13 protein-coding genes and 1 tRNA gene are annotated in these 15732 nt (G+C 62.8%); 5 read left to right on the plus strand and 9 right to left on the minus strand.

The features are described 5' to 3' along the window. Positions 1-71 precede the first annotated feature (71 nt). Positions 72-959 carry a N(4)-(beta-N-acetylglucosaminyl)-L-asparaginase gene (locus NW848_RS05870; protein ID WP_414510761.1) on the plus strand — a complete coding sequence of 296 codons (888 nt, stop codon included), beginning with the start codon at positions 72-74 and terminating at the stop codon, positions 957-959. Positions 960-1008: 49 nt separating this feature from the next. On the opposite strand, the gene NW848_RS05875 is transcribed toward NW848_RS05870, so the two are convergent. From NW848_RS05875 to NW848_RS05905, 7 genes are all read right to left on the minus strand, one after another. Continuing rightward, positions 1009-1082: transfer RNA gene (locus NW848_RS05875), tRNA-Gly, on the minus strand. Between the two features lie 54 nt (positions 1083-1136). Further along, entirely contained in the window at positions 1137-1481 is a 345-nt protein-coding gene (locus NW848_RS05880; RefSeq protein WP_414510762.1) for a HesB/IscA family protein, read from the minus strand. A gap of 265 nt (positions 1482-1746) precedes the next feature. Beyond that, entirely contained in the window at positions 1747-2436 is a 690-nt protein-coding gene (locus NW848_RS05885) for a carbon-nitrogen hydrolase family protein (protein WP_414510763.1), read from the minus strand. Between the two features lie 29 nt (positions 2437-2465). Further along, complete coding sequence (locus NW848_RS05890; RefSeq protein WP_414510764.1) at positions 2466-2642, minus strand: hypothetical protein; 177 nt, start codon at positions 2640-2642, stop codon at positions 2466-2468. A 1-nt stretch (position 2643) separates the two neighbouring features. After that, positions 2644-5397 carry an aconitate hydratase AcnA gene (acnA, locus tag NW848_RS05895; RefSeq protein WP_414510765.1) on the minus strand — a complete coding sequence of 918 codons (2754 nt, stop codon included), beginning with the start codon at positions 5395-5397 and terminating at the stop codon, positions 2644-2646. A gap of 234 nt (positions 5398-5631) precedes the next feature. Beyond that, entirely contained in the window at positions 5632-6852 is a 1221-nt protein-coding gene (locus NW848_RS05900) for a hypothetical protein (RefSeq protein ID WP_414510766.1), read from the minus strand. A gap of 4 nt (positions 6853-6856) precedes the next feature. Next, positions 6857-7609 carry a hypothetical protein gene (locus NW848_RS05905; protein WP_414510767.1) on the minus strand — a complete coding sequence of 251 codons (753 nt, stop codon included), beginning with the start codon at positions 7607-7609 and terminating at the stop codon, positions 6857-6859. A 136-nt stretch (positions 7610-7745) separates the two neighbouring features. Here NW848_RS05905 and NW848_RS05910 point away from each other — a divergent pair, with 136 nt between their 5' ends. Together NW848_RS05910 and NW848_RS05915 are read left to right on the plus strand one after the other, a co-directional pair. After that, positions 7746-10223 carry a tetratricopeptide repeat protein gene (locus tag NW848_RS05910; RefSeq protein WP_414510768.1) on the plus strand — a complete coding sequence of 826 codons (2478 nt, stop codon included), beginning with the start codon at positions 7746-7748 and terminating at the stop codon, positions 10221-10223. Further along, positions 10220-11020 carry a hypothetical protein gene (locus NW848_RS05915; protein WP_414510769.1) on the plus strand — a complete coding sequence of 267 codons (801 nt, stop codon included), beginning with the start codon at positions 10220-10222 and terminating at the stop codon, positions 11018-11020. Before NW848_RS05910 ends, NW848_RS05915 begins: the two co-directional genes overlap by 4 nt. A gap of 37 nt (positions 11021-11057) precedes the next feature. Here the strand turns inward: NW848_RS05915 and trmFO are convergent, their stop codons facing one another. Beyond that, on the minus strand, positions 11058-12368 hold the full coding sequence (gene trmFO / locus NW848_RS05920) for a methylenetetrahydrofolate--tRNA-(uracil(54)-C(5))-methyltransferase (FADH(2)-oxidizing) TrmFO (protein WP_414510770.1): 1311 nt from the start codon (positions 12366-12368) through the stop codon (positions 11058-11060). Between the two features lie 61 nt (positions 12369-12429). Here trmFO and NW848_RS05925 point away from each other — a divergent pair, with 61 nt between their 5' ends. Together NW848_RS05925 and NW848_RS05930 are read left to right on the plus strand one after the other, a co-directional pair. Beyond that, positions 12430-13041 (plus strand): Uma2 family endonuclease, encoded by a 612-nt coding sequence (locus NW848_RS05925; protein ID WP_414510771.1) that lies wholly within the window; start codon positions 12430-12432, stop codon positions 13039-13041. Positions 13042-13107: 66 nt separating this feature from the next. Beyond that, positions 13108-15222, plus strand: coding sequence for a hypothetical protein (locus tag NW848_RS05930; protein ID WP_414510772.1), 2115 nt, complete (start codon positions 13108-13110; stop codon positions 15220-15222). Here the strand turns inward: NW848_RS05930 and NW848_RS05935 are convergent. Next, positions 15219-15731 carry a GerMN domain-containing protein gene (locus tag NW848_RS05935; RefSeq protein WP_414510773.1) on the minus strand — a complete coding sequence of 171 codons (513 nt, stop codon included), beginning with the start codon at positions 15729-15731 and terminating at the stop codon, positions 15219-15221. The two genes, NW848_RS05930 and NW848_RS05935, sit on opposite strands and share 4 nt — an antisense overlap. Position 15732: the final 1 nt, after the last annotated feature.

The raw sequence follows: 15732 nt of genomic DNA on the forward strand, positions 1-15732 counted from the left end.
CGACGCTAATTGCAAGCCCCTCTCCACTGCCCGACAGGAAACTCGCGCCGCGGGGCGAACCCCTGCCCGCGATGCAAACACTTTTCGCAGCGACTTGGTGGTTCGGGCGCGTGTGCGTCGAGGCGGCATATCGACGCTGGGAGGAGTCTTCCGAGAGCGATTCCGCGCTGCGGTTGTTGGACGCGGTTGTGGAGGGCGCGGCGACGGCGGAGCGCGACCCGCAGGTGCTGTCGGTCGGCTATGGCGGCTTGCCCAACCGCGACGGCGAGGTGGAGCTGGACGCCGCCGTGATGGAGGGCGCGCGGCTACGGGCGGGCGCAGTGGCAGGTGTGCGCGGGTTTATGCCTGCGGTGTACCTCGCGCGCGCGGTGATGGAGCGCACGCCGCACCTGATGCTGGTCGGCGACGGCGTGGCGCGTTTCGCGCTCCAGCAGGGCTACGAGCCACAGCAACTGCTCACCGTCGAGTCGCTGCGCCGCTGGCAGGAGTGGCGACAACGGCAGACCGCACCGAAAGAGGTCTCCCAAGAGCGCGCCGACTCGCACGACACAGTGGGTGTGCTGGGCTGGAACGGGGGGCATCTGGTGGTCGCCTGCACCACCAGTGGGCTGGCGTGGAAGCTGCCTGGGCGCGTGGGCGACTCGCCGATTGTGGGCGCGGGGCTGTACGCCGACAATGAGGCGGGCGCGGCGGTCTGCACGGGCGTTGGCGAGGAGATCTGGCGCTTCGCGTTAGCCAGCCGCGTCGTGGAGGCGATGCGCGCAGGCTACTCGGCGCAACAAGCGTGCCAGCGGAGCATCGAGTTTATGCTGCGCCGCCTGCCCGATGTCGCCCAGCACCAGTGCGCTGTCATCGCCATCTCCGCGCGCGGCGAGTTCGGGCTGGCAGCCACACAGCCTGAGCGGTTCAACGCCTTCCTCTGCCGCGACGGCGCGATCGAGGAGGTCAGGGCAGGGTAGAATGCAGGTACACCACCAGCCTTCCAAGCTGGGAGTCTAAGAGAAAAAATGGAGCGGGCAGCGGGAATCGAACCCGCACCGCCAGCTTGGAAGGCTGGAGCTCTACCATTGAGCTATGCCCGCTCGCGCTTGGGGATTATACCCTACTGCCCTCGCCCGAATGCAAGGCAGCGCGGGCTACAGGCTGAACGATGTGCCGCACCCGCAGGTGCGCTTCGCCTTCGGGATGTCGAAGTGGAATCCGCCGCCGATGAGCTGCCCCGTGTAGTCGACGGTTGTGCCTTCCAGAATCTCCGCGCTCTTGGGGTCTATGACGATGCGCACCCCGTCGAACTCCGCTACGAGGTCGTTCGGGCGCGGCGCGTCCACAGGTAGCATCACATGCTCGTAGCCCGAACAGCCGCCTGCGCGGACGCCTATCCGCAGGTAGGCGTCCTGCTTACCCTGCCGCGCCAACACCTGCTTGATTCGAGCAATCGCACGCTCCGTCAGCCGAATCGGGAACTGGGTCTCCACGCTCATCGGTGGAATTGTACCACATCCGCTGAGCGGGAGCTGACGCCTCCGCGCTTATTATGGAGTGCTAAACGGATTGTGCAAAGTCACCTTGCCCAACACATTACCCTGCTTCACCCGCGCAGGTCTCCACACCAAGCCGCGCACTCCCATCCACGCGCCAGCGCATGCAATTGCTCTCTTATGTCTCGACGCGCCGCCTAACGACCCGCGCATCAGCCGCAGGCGAGCCAAGTGCAGCGAGGCGAAGCCTGCCGGCTGGATGCACCTGTTAGCCGCCGTTCGTTTTTGCAAGACGCAAATCAAAAATCAGCGCTTCGTCTGTTCCGTGCGTAGATTCTGCCAAGACTTTCCCATCTCTACTGATAATCATTGCTCCGCCAAACGATGCATCTGGGAGCAAAGGATCTTCCAACGAATTCACAATCAACGTTGTAATCCCGACTTTCCTGACTTCATCCACATACGCTTGCCGTTCTTCCCTGAGCCATCTTTCCAGATCAGGCGACTTTCCATCAAAACTGCGTGCCATGGGCAAGATTAGCCATTCCACTCGCTCAGGCAACTTGACTTTCACATCATCCGAAAATAGATCTCCACACAGTAGAACAGACAAATTGCCAAATTCTGTTTTAATCGCCTGTACGTTGCAACCCGAAGCAAAAGGGGGCTTTTCGTTTATTTTGCGGTGGACAAGAACGATTTCACCAGACTTGTCAAACAAAACCGCAGAACTATAAATGCCTTCCTCTGCTTTCTCCAACATTCCAAAGCAAATGTAGCAACGATTGGCTTTTGCCAATCTTGAGAGAACGTCTGTCGTGTCACCAGGAATTGGCTCTGCAAAACTTTCAAGGTCTTGTTCTTCATAGAGATAGCCTGTGAAAGCACACTCTGGCAAACAAATCATATCAGGTTGGTGCGGTACTATTTCCGTCAGCCTTTGCCGAAAGTGACGCAAATTTGCTGACGGATTCCTGACTTCAATCCTCAGCGGAACAAGGCACACTCGCATATTTCATCTCGCAAAGGCGGCTGAAAGGAGCCGTACAACGCCAGACGCCGCACGCCGTACCGCTCGCGCAGGGTGGGGAGCGCTGCACGGAGACGCTCCACCACCTCTTGACGCGATTGTACGCGCGACCGAGCCTTGCGCCGTGCTTGCATGTTAGCTCATCATCTTGCGCAGCACCATCGGCAGGATGCCGCCGTGTCGGTAGTATTCTACCTCTATCGGCGTGTCCACGCGGGCAAGCACTTGAAAGGCGCGCTCGCTGCCGTCGGGCTTGACCGCGCGCACGGTCAGCGTCTTGCGCGGCGTCAGGTCGGCAATGCCCTGAATGTGGAACACCTCCTCGCCCGTTAGCCCCAGCGACTGCACATTCTCGCCAGGCATAAACTGTAGCGGCAGCACGCCCATCCCGACGAGGTTGCCGCGATGGATGCGCTCGAAGCTCTCGGCAATCACGGCACGCACACCCAGCAGCGCGGTACCCTTCGCCGCCCAGTCGCGCGAACTGCCCGAACCGTACTCCTTGCCTGCAAGCACCACCAGCGGCGTGCCCGACGCCTTGTACCGCTGGCACGCCTCGTAGATGGTCGTGCGCTCGCCCGTGTCCCAGTGAATCGTGTAGCCACCCTCCACACCAGGCAGCAGCAGATTCTTGATGCGGATGTTCGCGAAGGTGCCACGGATCATCACCTCGTGGTTGCCGCGCCGCGAGCCGTAGGTGTTGAAATCGCGCGGGTCAACGCCGTGCTGAATCAGATACTGCCCCGCGGGGCTGTCGACGGGGATACTGCCCGCAGGCGAGATGTGGTCGGTCGTGATGCTGTCGCCGAAGATTGCCAGCACGCGCGCGCCTAAGATGTCGCTCAGCGCAGGCGGCGCGTCGGGCATCCCGTCAAAGTACGGCGGCCGCTGAATGTAGGTGCTGTTGGCGTCCCACTCGTACACCTCCGAGTCGGGCACGGGCAACGACCGCCAGTGTTCGTCGCCGTCGAACACCTGCGCGTAGCGGTGCTTGAACAGCTCGGACTGCAGCGCGCGGGCGATGGTCTCGCGCACCTCCTGCGGGCTGGGCCAGAGGTCTTTCAGGAACACAGGATTGCCGTTGGGATCCCAGCCCAGCGGGTCGCGCTGCAGGTCGATGTCCACCGTGCCTGCGAGTGCGTAGGCGACCACCAGCGGCGGCGAGGCGAGGTAGTTCGCCTTCACCTGCGGGTTGATGCGCGCCTCGAAGTTGCGGTTGCCCGACAGCACCGCCGCGACCACCAAATCGCCCTGCTTGACCGCCTCCGAAATCACGGGCGGCAGGGGTCCGCTGTTGCCGATGCAGGTCGTGCAGCCGTAGCCGACCACATGGAAGCGCAACGCCTCCAGATAAGGCAGCAACCCCGCGTTCGCCAAGTAGTCCGACACCACGCGGCTGCCTGGCGCAAGGCTCGTCTTCACCCACGGCTTGACCTGCAGCCCGCGCTCGACAGCTTTTTTCGCCAGCAGCCCCGCCGCGACCATCACTGCAGGGTTCGAGGTGTTCGTGCAGGAGGTAATCGCCGCGATGACCACATCGCCGTGCTTGAGGAAGGTCTCCTCGCCCTCCAGCACGACGGGCACGCCTACTTCTCCACGCTCGGCAGGCGTGTCCTCCACAGGCGACTCATCGTCCCATCGGCTCGGCTCGTGCGGTTGCAACCCGAAGCCGCCCTCGCGGATAGGCGTATACAGTGCCTTGCGGAAACTCGCCTGCATCTCGCGCAGGGGCACGCGGTCGTGCGGGCGCTTGGGTCCTGCAAGGCTCGGCTCCACCGTGCTGAGATCCAGCTCCAGCGTGTCAGAGTATTCGGGGTCGGGCGTCTCGTCTGTGCGGAACAGCGCGTTCTCCTTGCAGTAGGCTTCCACAAGACGCACGAGGCTTTCGTGCCTGCCTGTGAAGCGCAGATACTCCAGCGTGCGCTGGTCGACGGGGAAAAAGCCCATCGTTGCGCCGTACTCGGGCGCCATGTTCGCAATCGTCGCGCGGTCTTCCACCGTGAGGCTACTCAAGCCCGGTCCGTAGAACTCCACGAACTTGTCCACCACGCCCTTCTTGCGCAGCAGCTGCGTCACGGTCAGCACCAAGTCGGTCGCTGTCGCGCCTTCGGGCAACTCGCCCGTGAGTTTGACGCCCACCACCTGCGGGATGAGCATGTAGTAGGGCTGTCCCAGCATCACGGCTTCGGCTTCGATACCCCCGACGCCCCAGCCGAGAATGCCCAGCGCGTTAATCATCGTCGTGTGGCTGTCCGTGCCGACCAGCGAGTCGGGGAAGGCGACCACCTCGCCGTTCACCTGCTTGGTCTGCACCACCTTGCCGAGATACTCCAAGTTCACCTGATGCACGATGCCCGTGCCTGGGGGCACCACGCGGAAGCCGTCGAAAGCGCGTTGCGCCCAGCGTAGCAGCATATACCGCTCGCGGTTGCGCTCGAACTCTTTCTCGACATTCAGGAAGAAGGCGTACTGCGTGCCGAAGTAGTCCACCTGCACAGAGTGGTCAATCACAAGGTCGGCGGGCACGACGGGGTTGATGCGCTGGGGGTCTTTGCCGCGCTCTTGCATTGCGTTGCGCATCGCCACGAGGTCTACGATGCACGGCACGCCCGTGAAGTCCTGCAGGATCACGCGGGCGGGCATCAGCGGGATTTCGCGCGGCTCGGGCTGCGGCTGCCAACTCGCCAGCGCGCGTAGGGTCGCCTCCGCCTCTGCCCCAAGGAGCGTCGCGCCGTCGGGCGACTCCGCCACGCGCAGCATGTTTTCCAACAATACGCGAATCGAAAACGGCAAGCGGTCAATCCTGCCCAGTCCCTGCGTCTCTGCGGCGGGCAAACTGTAGTAGGTGTAGGGCTGTCCCTCCACGGATAAAGTGGCTCGCGTCGTCATGGGTTGTCTCCTCCGCTACAGGAGTGTACCCGATAGCAGGGAGTTGACTCGCGCCCGCAGGGAATTGACTCGTGAGCGCAGGGAGTTGACTCGTGCTGGGTCAGGGCGGTTGTTTAAAGCCCTCACCTCCCTTGCTCCCTCTCCCGCAAGCGGGCGAGGGGAAAAAGCAGGGCGAACAGCCGTTCGCCCCTACACCCCCCTCCCACAGCGCGGGCGAGGGGCTGGGAGTGAGGGCTAACACCCACTGCCGAAGTTAAGCAGAACGATAAGCAGGTCGGCGTCGTCGATGGCGCCATCCCAGTTGAGGTCTTCGTTGCGGTAGCCCTGCCCGCCGAACGCAAACAGCACACGGAGCAGGTCGGCGTCGTCTACGCACCCGTTGCGGTCGACATCCCCACGCAGCGGGAAGCCTGTGTCCAGTAGGAACGCCTCCCAGCGATTGGTGGCGGCGTTATAGCCTGTGCCTACGATGTAGCGTCCATCGGGGGAGACGGCATACGCTGTAGCCAGACGCGAACCAGGAGTCAGCAGCTGGGCGTAGGTGAGGTTCAGGTCTTCTATCCCGCGCTCGGCTGTCCAGCGCAGGGCGCGTCTGTTGCGCCCTGCGGCGTCTTCGGTTCCGCCAACCACTATATGTCCGTCGGCAGAGACGCCACGAGCAAAGCTGTAATCGCTGCCCAGCGTGCCGAGGTTCTGCATCGTGCCGCCCTCCCAGCGGAAGGCGCGCGCCTGAAGATTACGGTCGTAATCCAAGCCGACGATTACTGTGCCATCTGCGGATACGCTATGGGCTATGCTGATGCCGCCACGCGGCGAACTGAGTCCCTGCATCACGCCATTCTCCCAACGGAAGGCGTGTGTTCGTATAAAGGCGTCTTCCGCTCCGCCGACCACCACGCGTCCATCAGCAGAAACGCCGTAAGCCTCACTGCGACTGCCCCCCAGCGTGCCGAGATCTTGCCTCACGCCGTTCTCCCAGCGGAAGGCGCGCGTTCGTTCTGCACTATCGCTCGCCCAGCCAACCACCACGCGTCCATCAGCAGAAACGCCGTAAGCCTCACTGCGACTGCCCCCCAGCGTGCCGAGATCTTGCCTCACGCCGTTCTCCCAGCGGAAGGCGCGCGTTCGTTCTGCACTATCGCTCGCCCAGCCAACCACCACGCGCCCGTCAGCAGAAACGCCATAGGCGAAACTGTATTCGCCCCCCAGCGTGCCGAGATCTTGCATCACGCCGTTCTCCCAGCGGAAGGCGCGCCCGAGCCCAACCACGATAAACGCCACACCGACCACCACGCGCCCATCGGCAGAAACGCCGTAGGCTATGCTCTGGCTGTATCTGGGCAGCCCACCGAGCCAGGTAAGTGAAGGCTGCTGCGACCAACACACAGTTGCCATCAGCGACAGAAGCGCTGCGCTCAGCAGCGCGCCACAGCGAAGCCTACTATCTCGTGTCATGGCTCTACCTCCGATTGAAGGGGAACTCTATTTCTACGATGCGTCCATCACGTTGCCGTACCCTTGCCACATCTTTGCCCTCTGCAGGAAGCCACCCAACGAACGGGTTCCCAAAAAACTCTTTATGCGACGCCCCCATGGGAGAAGCCTGCCGGTCGATCGGTGCGGCCTTTTTGAAGGTTCCATCGTCGATGTTGGCGACCCAAACTTCGTCCGTCAAAGAGTCGTACAGAGCAACATGCTTTCCCGAGGGAGAGATGGACGCAAACACCACCGACTGAAAGTGGGGGATGACTACGGTTCTTCCATCGGCTCGACGAACAAGAATATCGTTGTTGTCGAGCATCCGTTCAACGACACAGCCTTCAGAGGAGTCCAGCACCTGAACATATCTCGACGACCCCTGCAGGGTTTTCGTTGCGACGCGCCAAGAGGTGGCGAGGGTTCCTACAAACGCCAGCAGGAGTACGCCTATCAGTGCCAGCGCGCTTACAAGGACGGTCAGCCGTCGCTTCCGTTGCGCCCGCTGCTGCTGTTTCTGGGCTTCTGCTGCTCGGCGCTGCTGGCACTGCTGGAGTGCAAGCGCTAAGCTTTCCTCTGAAATACCCGCCTCGTAAGCGATTGCGCGCAGTTGCTCTGCAGTTATCGTGTTGCCCTGAATGCTCGCCGCCAAGCGCAGAATCTCGCTCGCCTCTTCGGGCGAGTAGTGCGCCTGCGACTCGGCGGTTTCAGTCAGTCGGCTTTGTTTTAGCGCCATCGTATGTTCCCCCGACCGAATTATACTGCAATCGCGCCGTGATTCCTTCCGAGATCAACTGCGCCAGCAGAGTTCGTATTCGCACCTCTGTCAAAGACGCGGCTTCTGTGGAGCGTCGGGTATACTCCCCCGCGTGATGCGAATGCGCGCAGGGTTGACACTCGGGTTGGGGCTACTGATTGCGCTTGGTTGGGCGCAAGCGACGCTTCCGAAAGCACTCCAAGAGCGGTTCGAGCGGGCGACGCGCTTGGCGGCGCAAGGCAAACTGCGCGAGGCGGAGCCGCTCTTTCGCGAGATTGTGCAGAAGCAGCCGAACTTCGCGCCTGCGCATCTCAATCTGGGGCTGGTCTACCGCCTGCTGAACCAGAACGAAAAGGCGTTGACACACCTGCGCCGCGCGGCGACGCTGAACCCGAAAGACCCCAAACCGCTGGTCGAACTCGCCCGCCTGTGCCTGGACATTAACCGTCTGGACGACGCGCAGGGCTACCTCCGCATGCTGCGCGACCGCTTCCCCAAAGAGCCAGAGCTGCCCGTACTGGAGGGCGCACTTGCCTCGCTGCGCGGCGAGTGGGGCGTCGCTCAGCAGAAGTTCCAGCAAGCCCTCAAAACGCGCCCGAACGATTTCCGCATCCATTACAACCTCGGCATCGCGGCATACCAGCTCCAACGGTACGATGTGGCGGAACAGCACTTCCGACGCACAACCGAGCTCAAGCCCGACTACACCACAGGCTGGAAGTCGCTGGGGATGACCTACGAGGCGCGCGGGCTGCCTGAGCATGCCATCCGCGCCTACAGCGAGTCGCTCAAACGCGAGCCAGACGACCTGCCCACCCGCCTCAAACGCGCCTACCTCTACCAGCGGGGAGGCAACCTCGACGCCGCGCTGAAGGACTTCCAGCATATCGCGAAGCTTTACCCCCGCAACTCCGACGCGCACATCGGCGCAGGACTAATCCTGATGCGTCAGGAGCGGTATCAGGAAGCCCTCGTGCATTTAGGCGCGGCGCTCAGCCTGCTCCCGCCCAGCGACCCGCTCTATTTGGAAGTGCTGACCGAAATCGGGCACTGCAACCTAAACCTGAAGCAGTACGGTAAGGCGCGCGAGCAGTTCGCCCAAGTGCTGAAACTGATGCCCAAAAACGCGCGCGCCTACGAGGGGCAACTGCAGGTGCTGCTTGCGCAGGAGCAGGAGACCGAAATCCTGCCGTTCCTGCGCAACTGGGCAAGCAACCTGCCTGATGATCCGCGCCCGATTCTGCAAATCGCCCGCATCTACGAGCGCAACCGCAATCCGAGCCTCGCCGACGAGGAATACAAGCAACTCCTGCAGAAGTTCCCGCAGCGGACCGAGTTCGTGCGTGAGTACGCGCAGTTCCTGTCGCGTCAGGGGCGCGAAGACGAAGCCGCCGCGCTCTACGATCAGCTGCTGACGCAGTCGCCAAACGAAGCGTTCGCGTTGCTGGGCAAAGCGCGCCTCGCCGAGAAGAAAGGCGACCATGCCCAAGCGTTGGCGCTCTACCAGCGTGTGTTGGAGCAACATCCCGACCACGAGATTGCCCTGCTCGGCGCGGCAGCAATGTACCGCAAACTGGAACAGCTTGAACCCGCCATCGAGATTTACCGACGGCTCACTCTCGCCGAGACGCCGAATCCGCTCGCGTTCTCTGCTCTGCTCGACCTCTACCGCCAAGCGAACCGCACAGATGACCTGCTGGTGTACCTCAAGGCGATGGCGCAGCGGCACGGGGCGCGCTTCCTGCCGTTTCTGGCAAGCGAGATGATACAAGCAGGCAAGGGCGAGCAAGCCGTCGCCTTGTTCCAAGAGATGCTGCAGCGCGAGCCGAACAACGCGCAGCTCCATCGGCTGCTGGGCGTGGTCTACGAAACGCTCCAAAGACTCGAAGACGCGCTCCAAGCCTACGAACGCGCCCGCCAACTGGAGCCAAACGACAGCTGGACGCTCTATCACATCGCGCAGATTCAGATTCGGCAAGGGCGCAAAGAGGCGGCGTGGGAGACCCTGATGGGCGCGCTGCGCGCGAACCCCGACGATATTAGCCTCTACCCCTTGTTGGAGCAACTGGCGGTTGAGCTGGGACGCACAGACGCCTACCGCGCGATGCTCCAAGCGCTTGCTCAGCAGGACACCCCTGGCGAGGAGCCGCTGAAAGCGTATGTCGCCCTGCTGCAACGCGAGGGCAAGACCGAAGACGCGCTCGCGCTGGTGAGCCGTCGCCTGCGCGCCAAGCCCGACGACACCGCGCTGCTGAACCTGCAACTGGGGCTGCTGAACGCGCTGGGACGCCACCAACAGATGCTGGGCGTCTACGCCCAACTCGCGCGGCTGAACCCGAACGACATCAGCCTGCTGCGCAACTGGGTGATGCACGCCGAGCAGTACGGCTCGACGGTGGAGGTTATCCTCGCGCTGCAGGCGCTCTACCGCGCCGTGCCCGACGAAATCTCCGTAGGGCTGAAACTCGCCCGCTACCTGGAGATGGCAGGGCAACGGTTCCGCGCCATCGAGCTGGTGCGCCTGATGCAGGAGAACTTCCCGACGAATCAGGACATCCGCAACGAGTTGGCGCGGCTGGAGGGCGCGCGGTGAGGCGCGAGTGGCTCGCGCTGTTCGCGATTATCCTGACGCTGGGACGCGGCGCGATTCGCGAGATCGAGAAAAACGCCGCGCGCGAAATCCGACAGCGCATTGGCGATGGCGCGTTCACTGTGAGAATCGAACCCGACGGAGTCGACGGACTCACGCAGGGACGGCTTAAAACGCTCACGGTACACGCCCGCGACTTTACACTGAACGGGCTACCGTTCACCTTAGAGCCTGAGCGCCCCCAGTCGGGGCGCATCAAGCGGTTCGTGATGCAGATGACCAACGCGAACCTGCGCGGGCTGCGTGCCGAACGCGCGAGTGCCGTCATTCCCGAAGTCTACTACGACAAGTCGCTCGCGCTTACGAAGCGTATCTTCCGCCTGAGCGCGACGGGCGTCGGCGCATGCGAAATCGTAGTGAACGAGACCGACCTCGCCGCCTACATCGTGCGCAAGTACGCGCCCTACCTTCGAGAGGTTGCCGTGCAAATCGCCCCTGAACAGACCACTGTGCAGGGCATCGCTGTACTGTTTGTGGGTGAGGTGCGCTTTAAAGCCGTCGGTAGGCTCGTGCCCCGCGATGGACGCTACCTCGACCTCGCCGAAGTGCGCATCGAAATCGAAGGCGCGAACCTGCCCCTCGAATCGGCGAACCTGCTGCGCCAGTTTCTGAACCCGATTATCGATATCGAGCGCGACTTGGGGCTCTACGACGGCTTGACGATTGACACGGTAATTAGCGAGTTGGGCAGGATGCGTGCGCTCGGCAGGGTGTGGATCCCGAACAGGCGGGAGCAATAAAAGTCGACGCGCATCTCCTCAAACAAATCGTAGCTACTCACAACATCAACGCCTGCGCGAAGCGTTCCATCGCATCGCGGGCGTGTTGGAGTTTGAGTTGGCGGCGCAGGTCGCGGTCTTTAGGCGCGTCTTCGGGGTCGGGCAGTAGCCCCCAGTTGGCGTTCATCGGCGGGAAATCGGGGTGCGGGTAAGTGCTGATGTAGTGCAGCAGCGAGCCGATGACCGTCTCGCGTGGGGGCGCAACGGCGGGCTTGCCCAGCGCAATCCGCGCCGCGTTCAGCCCTGCGATAATCCCGCTCGCCGCCGACTCGATGTAGCCCTCCACGCCGACCAGCTGCCCCGCGAAAAAGAGCTTGCCGTCGTCGCAGAACTGGAGCGTGCGCTGCAGTAGGCGCGGCGAGTCCAGATAGGTGTTTCGATGCACGACGCCGTAGCGCACGAACTCGGCGTTTTCCAGCCCAGGCACGAGGCGGAACACACGCTTCTGCTCGCCCCACTTCATGCGCGTCTGGCAGGCGACGAGGCTATACAGCGTGCGCTCGCTGTTTTCGGGGCGCAACTGCAGCACGGCATACGGACGCTTGCCTGTGCGCGGGTCGGTCAGCCCAATCGGCTTGAGCGGTCCGAAGCGCAGGGTGTCTTTGCCGCGTGCTGCCAATTCCTCCAGCGGGGTGCAGCCCTCGAAAAAGCGCGGCTCCTCAAACTCATGCAGGGGCGCGCATTCTGCAGCGACTATTGCCTCCCAGAAGCGTTCGTATTCCTCTTTGGTGAACGGGCAGTTGATGTAGGCGGGGTCGCCCTTCTCGCGCCGACTGCCAAAAAAGACCTTGTCGTAGTCGATGGTGCTGGCGTCCACGATGGGCGAGACGGCATCGTAGAAGTAGAGGTGCTGCTTGCCCGTGAGCCGCGCGATTTCGCCTGCAAGCGCGTCGGAGGTGAGCGGACCTGTCGCGATAATCAGCGGGCGGTCAGGCGGGAGGCTTGTAACCTCCTCGCGCACGACTTCAATCAGCGGGTGGAGTTCAACGCGGGCGGTGATGGCTTTGGCGAACGCCTCGCGGTCTACGGCGAGCGCTTCGCCTGCGGGCACGGCGAACTCGCGCGCGGTGGGAATCACCAACGAGCCGAGCCGCTCCATCTCCCACTTCAGTTGCCCCGACGGGGTGGTGGGCAGTATCGACTTGAACGAGTTGGAGCAGACCAGCTCTGCGAGCCAGCCCGTTTTGTGGGCGGGCGTCATGCGTTGGGGGCGCATCTCGTAGAGGCGCACGGAGACGCCGAGCCGCGCGGCTGCCCACGCCGCCTCGACTCCTGCGAACCCGCCACCGACAATCGTCACGCGCGGCATACCGACTCAGTATACCCCCTTTCTGGAATGCGCGTTCCCCAGCGGGCGGTATAATTCCGCCGTGAGCCGCGTTGTAGGCAAGCCGAAAGTGCGTCGTCGTCCCAGCCTTCCCATGCGCCGCTGGATTACACGAGCGGAGTTCGAGGCGCTGATGGAGGCGGAGGTATTCCCACGCGAGGAGCGGCTGGAACTTCTCGCAGGCGAGTTGACGCGGAGGGAGCCTGTGAACACTGCACACGCTGTCGCCGTCGTGTTGGTAAGCGAAGCCCTACAACAAGTTTTGCCGAAAAACTTACACTTGCGCGCCCAGTTGCCCCTTGCACTTAGCGATTACGACGAGCCGTTCCCCGACCTTGCGGTCGTGTCGGGCAGCCCGCGCGATTACCTCAGCCAGCACCCGACCAGTGCGTTGCTGGTGGTGGAGGTGTCTGAAGCGTCGCTGAAGACCGACCGCGAGGTGAAAGGCAGCCTCTACGCGAGCGCAGGCATCCCCGAATACTGGATTTTGAACCTGCGCGAGCGCGTGCTGGAGGTGTACCGCGAGCCAGCAGCAGACACGCGAGCCGTGTACGGTGCGGCGTACCGCTGGCAGCAGACACTGTCGGCAAGTGAGCAGGTTTCACCCCTCTTCGCGCCCGATGCAAGGCTTGCCGTTCAGCATCTCTTGCCGTGAAGGAGTAAGCCCCCAAAGAAGCAGGAATCCCCGCCTGCAGCGCGAAACCCACTTTGGGGTGAGACCATGCGTTTCTGGATGGTGTTCGCTTGGCTAAGTAGCGCATTGCTGCTTGCAGTGGCGCAAGAGACCGTGCTGACCGACGACGCGCTGCACAAGCCGATTACCGTGTGGCAACGCCTTGCCAGCCTCGCCGAAGTGCTGGACGACATCCGCAAGCAGACGGGCGTTCCATTGCGCTGCCAAGACGCGCTGCGCGAGATGAAACTGGCGGTCTATGTGCAGAACCGACCCGCGCGCGAGATTCTGGAGCAGGTTGCGTCGCTGTTTGGGTTGCGCTGGCGGCGGGATGATGACGGGAGTTATGTGTTGTATCTGCCTGACGAGACGCGCCGTGCGTTGGAGCGCGCCCAACGCGACGACCGCGCGGCGACGGAGCGCGCCCTGCGCGAGATGCTGCGGATTGCTCGCGAGTGGCTGCGCCTGCCGCCTGAGGCGCGCGCCGAAGCGATGGCGCCGTTCGCTCAGACCAGAGAATACCCTGCCAACATGCCCTACTCTGCCTACCTGATGGAAGAGGCCGCTGCCCAGCGTCAGATGACACAAGAACAGCGCGTGAAAGCGTTGGTGGCGGACTATTTGTCGGGCTACAGCCCACAAGGCGAGCCGTCGAAGCCGAAGCGAGACGCCTTTTTTTCGGAGGAGGATACACAAGGCAGCCTGCTGCACTGCCTAAGCGAAGCAGGGGACGCCATCGTGAATAGACTGCTGGAAGGGCACACGCTGGGGTTCAGCACGCGCCCGACGCCCGACGCCCTACCGCTGCCCCCGCGCGTGCTGCTGCCGTTCTGGATGCGCCACGCGCAACTGAGTGATGAGAGCGTTCTCCAGTTCGACGCGGCAAGCGGGCAGTTCACGGAGGTGCAACCACTGCCCAATCCCGACTGGGGCGGCTACTGGGTGCGCCTCTCAGCATGGGGCAACTCGCTGGAGTACATGGTCGTTGCACTCCGCGTTTACGAACTGGACGGGAAAACCCAGAAGTTTTTGAACAAAGTTGACTATCAGTTGCATCTGCCGCATCAGGAGTATCTTGCCGAGACAGAGACTTGGCGTCAGTGGGAAGCGTGGGCGACACCGATGGAAGACTGGACTGCGCGGCTCAAAGAGCGCACGCCCCTTGAACGCCCCAAGCCCACTGTGAACAACGAGAGACCGCTGTTAGCCGCCGATGCGTTGGAGTGGCTTGCCTGGCACACGGGCTACCCTGTCATCAGCGACGCCAGTCGCTATGTGCCTGCGTGGTATCGCGATTCGCTCGATAGTCCTCGTGCGCTGCTGACCTTGCTCAGCAACGACCTGTGGCTGCGCTTTGACCCAAACGGCTACCTGCTGGCGCGGCACAAGCGGTTTTGGACGCTGAACCAGTTCGAGATTCCTGAGCGTATCGTGCGCCCGTTGGAGGCGAAGTGGCTGGCGTGGCAGTGGCTTTCGCTGGACGACTATGCGACGCTGGCGGCGGCGATTACCGATGAGCAGGCGCGGGGCTTCACGCGAGTGCGACGGCGCGGGAGTATTCAGTTCTGGACAGCGTTCGACAACGACCCGCTCTACTACGAACTGCCCGCGTTGCGCTTCTGGGCGTCGCTGAGCGCGGCGCAGCGGCAGCGCGCGCTTGCGGGCGAATGGATTCCTGAAAGCGCCCTGACGCTGCCGCAGCGCAAGCTCTTCCGCGCCGCGCTCTACCGCGAATTCCCACCACCTGAACAACTTCTACGCGACCTGCCCGACGACTACGAGGTTGGCTTGTATGTCCCTTCCGTGTTCCGCAGTGAGGGGGTACCGGAATCCCGAAGCGAGGCGCTTAAGCAGTCGCCTGACGCGCCTGCGTTCCGCGTGCTGCAGCAAAACCCCGTTAGCGAGCTAAGCGTCCTGAAGTATAAAGACGAGCTTGGTCGGCGCACCTACACACTTCACGAAGTGAAGACGCAGGTCAGCCGTGAGGGAGTGGATTGGAAGAAGGTCTTTCAGGAAGCGGGGTACGAGGGCGAACCTGCAGAGGCGATACTGAAGACGGTGCTGGACACAATCCTCCAGTTCGCACTCCCGCCGCGTATGTTCGAGCAGTATATTCTCAATCAGAGCCGCTACGCCGATTTCGGTAGGCACGCTGCTCCTTAGCGGCTCACGGGCAGCGCGTGCGAGAGGTCGATGTGCCCGCCGAGGCTTTCAATCGGCTTGCCGTCGACCAGTATCTGCACGCGCTCGATGTTCGGGAAGCTGCCTGCGGTGCTGGTGATAGCGTTAATAAGTGCAGCTTCGTCGTCCGAGCCGCCTGCGAAGTTCTGGGTCAGCTCAGGCGAGAAGTTGAGCTGCAGGGTGCCGTTCTGCACGGTCGCGCCGAGCAGCCGCGCGCCTTCAGGGAACACGCCTGGCTCGCGGACGAGCTTCTCGAAGACTTCCATATACGCTGTGTCGGGGTTCTGGATGGCGACGGGCTTGCTCTCGTAGGTCAGCTCGCCTTGCGCGTCCACTTTGGGGATGTAGATTCGCGCTTCGCGGGGCGGGGCGGGTAGCGGAGGCGGCGGCGCGGGCGTGAGGCGCAGCCACACCCCCACCGCGATTGCCAGCGCGGCAATCGCTACAAACAGAACGCCCAGCATGCCCTGCACGCGGCGCGCTTCGTTCATG

The sequence above is a fragment of the Synechococcus sp. RC10A2 genome (assembly GCF_047502605.1).

What these genes read in the sequence shown, in the direction of transcription:
- NW848_RS05870 (WP_414510761.1), top strand. Translation starts at nt 72, where the DNA reads ATGCAAACACTTTTCGCAGCGACTTGGTGGTTCGGGCGCGTGTGCGTC.
- NW848_RS05880 (WP_414510762.1), bottom strand. Translation starts at nt 1,481, where the DNA reads ATGAGCGTGGAGACCCAGTTCCCGATTCGGCTGACGGAGCGTGCGATT.
- NW848_RS05890 (WP_414510764.1), bottom strand. Translation starts at nt 2,642, where the DNA reads ATGCAAGCACGGCGCAAGGCTCGGTCGCGCGTACAATCGCGTCAAGAG.
- acnA (WP_414510765.1), bottom strand. Translation starts at nt 5,397, where the DNA reads ATGACGACGCGAGCCACTTTATCCGTGGAGGGACAGCCCTACACCTAC.
- NW848_RS05900 (WP_414510766.1), bottom strand. Translation starts at nt 6,852, where the DNA reads ATGACACGAGATAGTAGGCTTCGCTGTGGCGCGCTGCTGAGCGCAGCG.
- NW848_RS05905 (WP_414510767.1), bottom strand. Translation starts at nt 7,609, where the DNA reads ATGGCGCTAAAACAAAGCCGACTGACTGAAACCGCCGAGTCGCAGGCG.
- NW848_RS05910 (WP_414510768.1), top strand. Translation starts at nt 7,746, where the DNA reads ATGCGAATGCGCGCAGGGTTGACACTCGGGTTGGGGCTACTGATTGCG.
- trmFO (WP_414510770.1), bottom strand. Translation starts at nt 12,368, where the DNA reads ATGCCGCGCGTGACGATTGTCGGTGGCGGGTTCGCAGGAGTCGAGGCG.
- NW848_RS05930 (WP_414510772.1), top strand. Translation starts at nt 13,108, where the DNA reads ATGCGTTTCTGGATGGTGTTCGCTTGGCTAAGTAGCGCATTGCTGCTT.
- NW848_RS05935 (WP_414510773.1), bottom strand. Translation starts at nt 15,731, where the DNA reads ATGAACGAAGCGCGCCGCGTGCAGGGCATGCTGGGCGTTCTGTTTGTA.